General features: G+C 63.7%; 5 protein-coding genes. All 5 read left to right on the top strand.

Annotated elements, in window-relative coordinates; genetic code table 11:
- The coding region (locus G394_RS0116700) for a calcium-binding protein (protein WP_028578614.1) at positions 1-915 on the top strand (915 nt) is incomplete at its 5' end.
- A 258-nt stretch (positions 916-1,173) separates the two neighbouring features.
- Positions 1,174-4,002, top strand: a complete 2,829-nt coding sequence (locus G394_RS20450; protein ID WP_169725586.1) for a hybrid sensor histidine kinase/response regulator — start codon at positions 1,174-1,176, stop codon at positions 4,000-4,002.
- Between the two features lie 242 nt (positions 4,003-4,244).
- Positions 4,245-5,663 carry a TolC family outer membrane protein gene (locus tag G394_RS0116690; protein ID WP_028578613.1) on the top strand — a complete coding sequence of 473 codons (1,419 nt, stop codon included), beginning with the start codon at positions 4,245-4,247 and terminating at the stop codon, positions 5,661-5,663.
- Positions 5,664-5,919: 256 nt separating this feature from the next.
- Positions 5,920-7,155: a glycosyltransferase gene (locus G394_RS0116685; RefSeq protein ID WP_028578612.1), complete on the top strand. Its 1,236-nt coding sequence runs from the start codon at positions 5,920-5,922 to the stop codon at positions 7,153-7,155.
- Positions 7,156-7,719: 564 nt separating this feature from the next.
- Positions 7,720-9,065 (top strand): cadherin-like domain-containing protein (locus G394_RS19755; RefSeq protein ID WP_043776382.1); only part of this gene is annotated, 1,346 nt, incomplete at its 3' end.

The raw sequence follows: 9,065 nt of genomic DNA, 5'->3' as shown, positions 1-9,065 counted from the left end.
GTCCAGTCCGGCGTACCCGGCGGCGAGGAGGTCGGGGATCAGCTCTGGTACATCGACGGCGTCATCGGTTCGGCTCACGACGACACGCTCATCGGCAGTTCCGTGGGCGACGAGGCGTTCGCCCCGCTGGACTCGTGGGCTTACCTCGCGGCGTCCAACCGGCTGGAAGGCGGCGCGGGCGACGACCTGCTCATGGGCCTCGGCGCTCCGGACACCCTGGACGGCGGCGAGGGCAAGGACACAGCGGATTACAGCCTGAGCGAGGCCGCGGTCTATGTGGATCTGAACCTGCAGGACAGCCATACGGCCCAGACCGGCGGTGGCGCGGTCACGGTCATGCTGTCCACCATCGACGACGGGACGAACCAGGGGGTCCTCTACGGCGGCAACCATGCCTATGGCGACGTGCTCATCTCCATCGAGAATCTCACGGGCTCGACCTATAATGACACGCTCATCGGCAACGACGAGAACAACGTGATCTCCGGCCTAGCCGGGGACGACAGCCTGGTCGGCGGCTTCATGGATTCCATTGACGGTGGAAACGGGTTCGACACCTTCCGCCTGGAAAGTCACGCCGGCACCGGCAGCGGCTTTGACCTGACGGCCATGAACGACGCGGGCCGGATCACCGGCATCGAACGCATCGACATCGCCGGCGATGCCGACGACGCCAACACCCTGACCCTCAAGGCCTCGGACGTGCTGGACACCACGGGCGGCACCGACACCCTGTGGGTGCACGGTGACGGGAACGACACCGTGACGACCACGGATACGGGCTGGACGCATGTAGGTGTGGCGACCGGGGCCGACGGGCAGCAGTACGACCACTACTCTGGGTACGCGGGTTCGATCCTGGTCAACCTGATGATCGACACGGACATCGCCAACCAGAACGTCGTGCACGCCTGATCGCGGTCCCGGTTTCCACCGGGAAAGGGGGCGTGGATGGAGCGCGGGGGAAACAGGCGAATCGTGGAGTTCGGGTCGCGCAGCGACGAAGGGAACGGGAATTCGAAGGGTCTGCGGACCCCTTGCGGAGATCCAGGCCTGGATTCTCCGAGAAATTGGGAGACGCAGAAGAAAAACTCAGGGCCGACGGGGGGCTCCCCCCGTCGGCCCTGTCATGGGTTGAGCGCGACCGTTCGGAAGGTTGGCTCCTGGACGGTCATGGCGCTCTGCGCCACCCTCGCGGTTCTGGCCTGTCCGTCCATGACCAGGGCAGCCTCCCGCGTAGCGTGGATTGCGGAGTCCGAACCGGACCCCAAACCCCCCGTGTCCGGGGAGTTGCGGGTGCTGGAGGCATCCCCGCCGCCCGGTCAGTCGCTTCTGGCTCTGGGGCCCTATCTGGAGGTGCTGGAGGACGGAACCCACACCCTGAAGGAAATCGGGCAGGTGGCCGGTTCGTCTGCCTTCCGGCCCGTGCTGGACACGTCCTTCAATCTCGGCATGGCGGACTCCGTATGGTGGTTCCGCTTCACCCTGCGGCTCGATCCCGGCACGGACTGGTATTTCGACCCTGACTGGGCCTACGTCAGGACCCTTGATTTCTTCTCCCCGCTGCCACGGCCCGGCCCGGATGGAAGTCCCTGGCAACGCACCTCCCACCGCTTCGGCGCAACCAATGACGGCCGCCTCATCCCTCTCATCGCCGACGGGCAAAGCCATACCTATTATTTCAGGGTGTTTAGCGAACGCGTGACCTTCGTCAGGCCGTCGGCGTGCGAGCGCAACCGCTGCCTGTCCGAGAACAACCTGCGCAGCCTGGCCTTCGGCGCCTTCGTGGCCGTGCTGCTGGCCATGGTCGTCTATAATTTCGTCATTTTCATCTATCTGCGCGACCGTTCCTACCTGTGGTTCGTCACCTTTCACGCCTCTCTGTTGGGATATTTCACCAATAAAATGTGGACGCCGTTCTTCAGCTACGAGCTGCAGCCCCTGGTCGCGTCCACATCCATCAACATCTGCGCAGTCAGCATGTGCCTTTTCCTGCGCGACTTCCTGGAAACGTCGCGGTTTCATCCCCGCTGGGACAGACTGCTCCTGGCCTGTCTCCCCCCCACGGTGGCGCTGATCTTTCTCGGGCCCCTGATGCCGTCCTCCCATACGCATACCATGTTCAGCCTCGTGTTCAATCTCGCCGTGTTTCTCCTGGGGTTCGGGGTCTGCCTGTCGAGCTGCTGCAGGAACCATTGGCCGGGGTGCATCCTGTTCATGGCCTGGTGCTTGGTCGCGGTGCTTTTCTTCATTTTTGCGGCCACGGTCATCGGCTGGTCCAATCTCGGCTATACCATGGGGTTCAATCTGGCTCTGGCCGGCGAGGCTGTCTTCATGTCCCTGCCCCTGGCCTACCGCATCCGGCAGTTGCGAGTGGAGCGGGAGACATCGGCCCTGGCCGCCAGGGCCAAGAGCCTGTTCCTGGCCCGCATGAGCCATGAAATCCGCACCCCCATGACGGCCATCATGGGGTTCACGGACATCGCCCTGCGCATGCAGCCCGTCGGCCAGGCCCGGCAGTGCCTGCTCAAGGTGAAGGTCGCGGCCGGCCATCTGCTGGGGCTGATCAACGAGATTCTGGACCTGGCCAAGATCGAGGCCGGCAAGCTCGACGTGGAGCGCAAGCCCTTCGATCTGCCCTGCCTGATGCGGGAAGTGTGCGAGATCGTTGCATCGACGGCTCGGAAGAACGGCAACGAACTGCTGCTCGATCTGGACGAGAACATGCCCGTCCAGGTTCTGGGTGATCCCATGCGCTTGAGGCAGATTCTGGTGAACCTCGCTGGAAACGCCGTGAAATTCACCGTGAACGGCGAAGTCTGGATCAGGGCGGGCCTTGTTCCCAGGATACAGGGGGATGCGTCCGGCTGTCGGAGGTTCCGCTTCGAGGTCGCGGATACGGGGCCGGGGATTCCGGCCGCCCTCAGACCCCGGTTGTTCGAGCCGTTCGAGCAGGGCGGCGGGGATACGTCCAGCCGATTCGGAGGGACCGGGTTGGGATTGAACATCAGTTACAGGCTTGTCAGCCTCTTGGGCGGAGTGATCGGGGTGTCAAGCGAGGAAGGCCTGGGCTCGACGTTTAGAGTTGAATTGGATCTGGGCCTGGACGGGGAACCGGTTTCGGCAAGGCCGGAACTCCCGAAGGAACTGCAAGGCCTGGCCGTTCTCGTGGCCGACGACAACCCGGCGGCGCGGGGCAAGCTCGCTCTTGCCCTGGCCGGCCTGGGCTTCGCCTGCGAGGCCGTGGAAACGGGCCTGCAAGCGGTGGCGGCCGTACAACGCAATCCCGATCGTTTTTCTCTGGTCATCCTGGACTGGGACATGCCCGACCTTGACGGGCCCCAGACCCTGGAGCGGCTACGGGTCGCGGGGCTGCCGAAAGACGTGCCGGCCCTGCTGGCGGCGCTTCCGTCGCACGAAGATCCACAGGGACGGGACCCGGCGGATATCGGCGTGACCGGCTTCGTGGTCAAGCCGGTCACGGCGGACGGAGTCCTCGATGCGGTAATGGCGGCCATGGGCTGCTGCAGGGACAGGGGCGACAGGGAGGCTCCGGAGGAACGGGATGCGTTGCCTGGCAGCGCCATGAGGGGCCTGCGCGTGCTGTTGGTCGACGACAACCAGTTCAACCAAGAGGTGGCGCGGGCCATCCTCGACGAAGTCGAGGCGGACACCCAGGTGGCCTGCAATGGGTTGGAGGCGTTGCAGAGGCTGGAAGAGACCGAAGAGGCGTACGACGTCGTGCTCATGGACATGACCATGCCGGTCATGGACGGGCTCGAAGCCAGTCGCCGTATCCGGGCCATGGACAGGTACAGGCAGTTGCCCATCATCGCCATGACTGCCAACGCCATGAAGGGCGACCGGGAAGCGTGCATCGCTGCCGGCATGAACGACCATCTGGCCAAGCCCATCGATACCCGGGAACTGTTCGGCGTCCTGGAAAAGTGGGTCGGCGGTGCGCAGGGCCGCCATCTTGATGGGCCGGCCCTCGGCGTCTGATGAGTCCGGTACGTATTGGGGGGGGCTCGGGGAGGAGAGTACGCACCATGGAGTACTCGAAGGGAGCCAGTTGGTGCCGGATTAAGTAAGTATAAGTACGTAATATACATGGGGGTATGGATTCAAAGAACAGCGTCTCCTCCACTAAACAGGACTCAACCGAGGTTGCTCAATCGAGGTTGCCGTGCGGAACCGGGCGGAGCCGGATTTTCCGGGGGCCCGATAAAGAAGGGGGAAGCGAGATGAACGGACTGGGAATCGCATACCGTGGCGTGTTGTGGGTTGTGTTCGCGTTGTTGCTGGTGCCGAAGGTCGGACTGGCGCAGGAGTTCGAAACAGGCAAGGCGGGGATGAGTCCGATCGGGGCGTCGGGCGTGGAGGCCCTGCTGGATGATGTGTCTGGAGGCGAGGTGTCGCTGAAGGCCGCGATCCAGTCGGCCATGGACGACAATCCCGAATTTCTGAGCGGCAAGCATGCCGCCGCAGTGTCGCACGAGGCCTATCTGCAGTCCTACGGGGCGCTGCTGCCGCAGTTGGATTTTGTCGCCCGCGGCGGGTATGCGTTGCGGCACAACGACACGACGGAGGCCATGTATTCCGGCGGCGACGGAGACGCGTGGACCAACGAGGAGCGCGTGGTGCTGTCCCAGTTGCTTTTCGACGGCGGCCTGACTTATTCCAAGGTGGCGGCGGACAAGCTGCACTCCGAGTCCAGGCGCGAGGAACTGTTCAACACGGCCGAGGACGTGGGGCTGAGCGCGACGCAGTACTTCATGGAAGTGATCCGCACCCGGGCTGTGGTCGAACTTTGCCAGCGCAACATCGCCGAGCACGAGAAGCTGGCGGAGTTGACGCGCATCCGGCTGGAAGGCGGCGGCGGCACCCAGGCCGACGTGACGCAGGCCCAGGCGGCCCTGGAAGAGGCGCGGTCCCGCCTCGTGCAGGCCGGTCAGGCCGCGGAGGATGCCGAGGCCGGATATATCCGCTTCTTCGGTGCCAAGCCCGGCGCGCTGGCCATGCCCGACCGCCCCGCCCATGTCGTCCCGCAGGGCGAGGACGCCGCGGTGAGCCAGGCCGCTGCCGGCAATCGCGCCCTGAAGGCGGCGCGCCTGGCCGAGCAGCAGAAGGAGCGCGAGGTTGATTCGGCCAAGGGGCGGATGATGCCCAAGGTGCAGGTCAAGCTCGCCGCCGGCCGCGCGGACAACACGGGCGGTTACACCGCGGATTACTACGACGCCTCGGCCATGCTCGAACTCAGCTTCAACCTCTTCAGCGGCGGCTCCGACGCGGCGGCCATCCGCAAGGCCAAGGCCGACAGGCTCAAGGCGGAGCAGGATGCCTTGGGCGTGCAGCGCGAGGTGGAGGAAGACATGCGCACGGCCTGGAGTTTCTACCGCGCGACGGGCAGGCTGCTGTCCGTGCTGCGCAGCCTCACCGACGAGAATGCGCAGGTGGTGACGAGCTACACGGACCAGTTCCGCATGGGGCAGCGCTCCCTGGTGGATCTGGTTTCGGCGCAGAAGAGCTTGTTCAGTTCGCAGCAGGTCTACCTGAACGGCATGGCGGCACACACCTTCTCTCACTACCGGCTGTGCGCGCCCGCTTCCCGGCTCATGGAAATCCTCGGTGTTGATCTCAGGGTAGAGGAGATTGCGGATTGAGGGCCGGCTGCTCGGGGGTCCGATCCGTCCGATCCTCCCAAGCCGGGACGGCGGGAGGATCGGACGGATCGGACCGGGAATGACGCGAAGATGGGTTTGACGCACCATGAAAGCGATGCGTTCCGGCTGGTGCAGGCGATATCTGGAACAGGAAGGTGAGCCGTTTCCGCTTCCAACCCCGGATTCCGGACGCGACCACGGCTTGACGGGATGACGCCGGTGAAAGGCTCGACGATGATGCAGACACGGAGGCAGCATGCGCATTCTTTTCGTACACGTGAATTTTCCGGCGCAGTTCCGCCATCTGGCCGCGTCTCTCGGGAGCAACCCCGGCAACGAGGTGGTCTTCCTCACTCAGGAATACCGGCCTGATTGGGAGATACCCGGTGTCCGCAAAGCGGTTTACGCCCCGGACATGAATACGGCCGATCCCATGGGCAGTCTGATGGGGAACTCGGGAAACGCCGCCCGGCATGCCGGGGCGGCCATGCGTGCGGCCGTGCGGCTGCGTTCCGAAGGGTTCGTGCCGGACGTCATCTGCGGCCATTCCGGGTGGGGGCCGACCATGCTGCTGCACGACGTCTTCCCCGAGGCGGCCTTTGTCGGGTATTTTGAATGGTTTTACGGCTCCGACAGCGCGGACATGCGTTTTTCCGGACAGAAGCCAACCCTCAAATCGAGAACTTCGGTCCGCGTCAACAATCTCCCCATCATCAACGATCTTCTGAGCTGCGATCTGGGCATCTGCCCGACCCGCTGGCAGCTCGAACAGTTTCCCGTGGAATTGCGCTCCAAGATTTCCGTGGTCCATGACGGCGTGGACACGGAGTATTTTTCCCCCGACCCCGCCGCCCGCATGACCCTGCCCGGCCTGGATTTGCCGGACGCCACGGAAATTGTGACCTACGCCACGCGCGGCATGGAGCCGTACAGGGGTTTCCCACAGTTTTTGGAGGCCGCTGTCGAGGTGGTCAGGCGCCGGCCCCAGTGCCATGTTGTCATCGGCGGCGAGGATCGGACATGTTACGGCGCACCCCCGGAACCGGGCAAGACCTGGAAGCAGGTCCTGATGGAACGCCTGCAACCGGACCCCGAGCGCATCCATTTCGTCGGAACCCTGCCGTACGGCCAGTACCGGACGCTGCTGCGCGCCTCGTCGGTGCATGTCTACCTGACGCGGCCCTTCGTGCTGTCCTGGTCCTTTCTCGAAGCCATGTCCTGCGGCTGCCTGCTGGTGGCCTCGGACACGGAACCGGTGCGCGAGGTGGCCAGCGACGGCCATAACGCCCTCCTCACGGATTTCCATTCCCCCAAGGCCATCGCCGAGCGCACCATCGAGGCGCTGGAGAATCGCGACCGTTTGCAGGTCGTGCGCGAGCGGGCCAGGCAGACCATCATCAATAATTACGATCTGCAAAAACTCCTGCCTCGCAGGCTCGCCTTGCTGGGGGAGGCCGTCAGAAGGCGGCGTCAGGGAAAGGCGAATTCATGACCGTGCGCGACGCTCGGATGCGTATCGATCCCCGCACAATATCGCACGGGTTCGCAAGCGCACGCCATGATCCATGACGTCGTTCGGGTCGGACGTGCCCGATTCGGGAAGTAGCTGATCGGTCCGTCTCCCGAGAATACACCGATCTCACGCGGCGCGCGTTCAGGAGAAGCTGAACGCGCGCCGCGTTTCCTCGTGACCGGCCGCTTCGGTCACGTTCTTATGGCTTTGACGGTCGATCTCATGGCCTATTCGGGCATGTGACGGCGTCACTTCGATTCCTCCTGCCCGCATGATCTCACCAGCCATGAAAAGGGCCCGGTGCAGTCTCAGGCTATCGGCGATCAGCCACGCTCGATTTCGGAAACCCATGAATCTTGGCATGAATGAGGCGTTTGGCGTGCGCGATGTACGAATTTTTTGGTCATTCCTTCCCGGGTTACCCCCTATATTGAGTAGGTATTGAATACGTAAATTATTCAGCCGTGCGTATTACTAGGTACATGGAATCTCGATAGCTTGGGCTCGAACTCAAGTACCATAACAAGTTTGAGGAGTAATTCCATGTTCGCAATCAAGGTGGGCGTTCGGCAGGGTAGAGGCGGTTTGCTGGAAAGACATGTGTCCAACGGCGGCAAGGTGGAGCTCGCTCAGGGTGAAAGGCTGGTACTCTTCGAGACACCCGAACATGTCGAGGTAACGCGCGGGGCGCATGGGGAGTACACGGTGCGTCTGAAGGGAGGGGAGGAAATTGTCGTGGCCGCGGCGGATTCCTTGTCGGAACTGGCCATGCCGGGTTCCGAAACGAAAGGGCCCTTGATTGTTTTCGCGCCCCAGGCAGCCGTCGAAGATGGGGACGCGCTTGTCGGCGAACCGCTCTCCATTCACCAGGCCAGCGTGGCCGATACGGGCTTTCTGCATCGCGATGTCGGCGGAGATTTCGGTCTGGATCAGCTCCTTGAAATGGCCTCCTTCAGTGCCGAGTCCGGGGAAGGCCTGTCAGCCGGCAAAAGTCCCGACTTTAAGGAATGGGAAGCGCCGGCTCCGGTCATGAACGACGATGACGGAGGGGCGGCAGGCAATGTCTCGCCAGTAGTCGATGGCCCCGTTGACCTGGGTTCCATGAGCGAGGACGGCAGTCTGGTCATCACCGCTGCGGAACTGCTGGCGCGGGCCTCCGACCTCGACGGCGACACGCTGTCCGTGACGGGTCTGACTTTGGCCACGGGCAACGGCGACCTGACTGACAACGGTGACGGCACGTGGACCTTCACGCCCACGGCCGACTGGAACGGCTCCGCGTCCTTCGACTACACGGGGAGCGACGGCCACGGCGGCACGGCCCAGGCCAGGGCGAGCCTGACCGTCGACCCGGTCAACGATGCGCCGGTGGTCGCCGTCAACGATGCGCTACATGTGGACGAACTGGCCGCGCGATCCCTGGCGGGTTCGCTCTCGGCCACGGATGTGGACAACGACGCCTCTGATCTCGGGTACACTATCATCCAGGGCCCGGCCAACGGCGTGCTGCTGCTGGACGGTGTGGAAATCACCGATTTCTCGCAGCCGGTCTTCACCCAGGCCGACCTCGACGCCGACCGCGTCTCCTTCCGCTTCAACACTCCGCAAATCGGCGACGAGATCCGGGTCATCGAGGAAGATTCCTTTGTCTTCACCGTTGATGACGGCAGTCTGCGCACCGGCGAGGCGACCTTTCATATCCTGAACGGCACGGTGCAGGTCTGGGGCACGAACGAAGCCGACGACCTGACGGGCGTGGCGAATTTTAGCCGCGAGGGCGTGACGTTCAAAGTTCACGGTCTGGACGGCAACGACACCATGCGCGGCGGTTCTGGCGCCGACACCCTGGACGGCGGCGAGCACGCGTACGCAGCGCACACTCCCTGGCT

The sequence above is a fragment of the Desulfomicrobium escambiense DSM 10707 genome, assembly GCF_000428825.1.
GTDB lineage: Bacteria > Desulfobacterota > Desulfovibrionia > Desulfovibrionales > Desulfomicrobiaceae > Desulfomicrobium > Desulfomicrobium escambiense.
Note: the sequence above shows the minus strand (reverse complement) of the source record. Positions and strands in the feature narration are given on the sequence as shown.

Excerpts from the sequence above, each read along its gene's own strand:
- G394_RS0116690 (WP_028578613.1), top strand. The coding sequence starts at position 4,245 with ATGAACGGACTGGGAATCGCATACCGTGGCGTGTTGTGGGTTGTGTTC.
- G394_RS0116685 (WP_028578612.1), top strand. The coding sequence starts at position 5,920 with ATGCGCATTCTTTTCGTACACGTGAATTTTCCGGCGCAGTTCCGCCAT.
- G394_RS20450 (WP_169725586.1), top strand. The coding sequence starts at position 1,174 with ATGGCGCTCTGCGCCACCCTCGCGGTTCTGGCCTGTCCGTCCATGACC.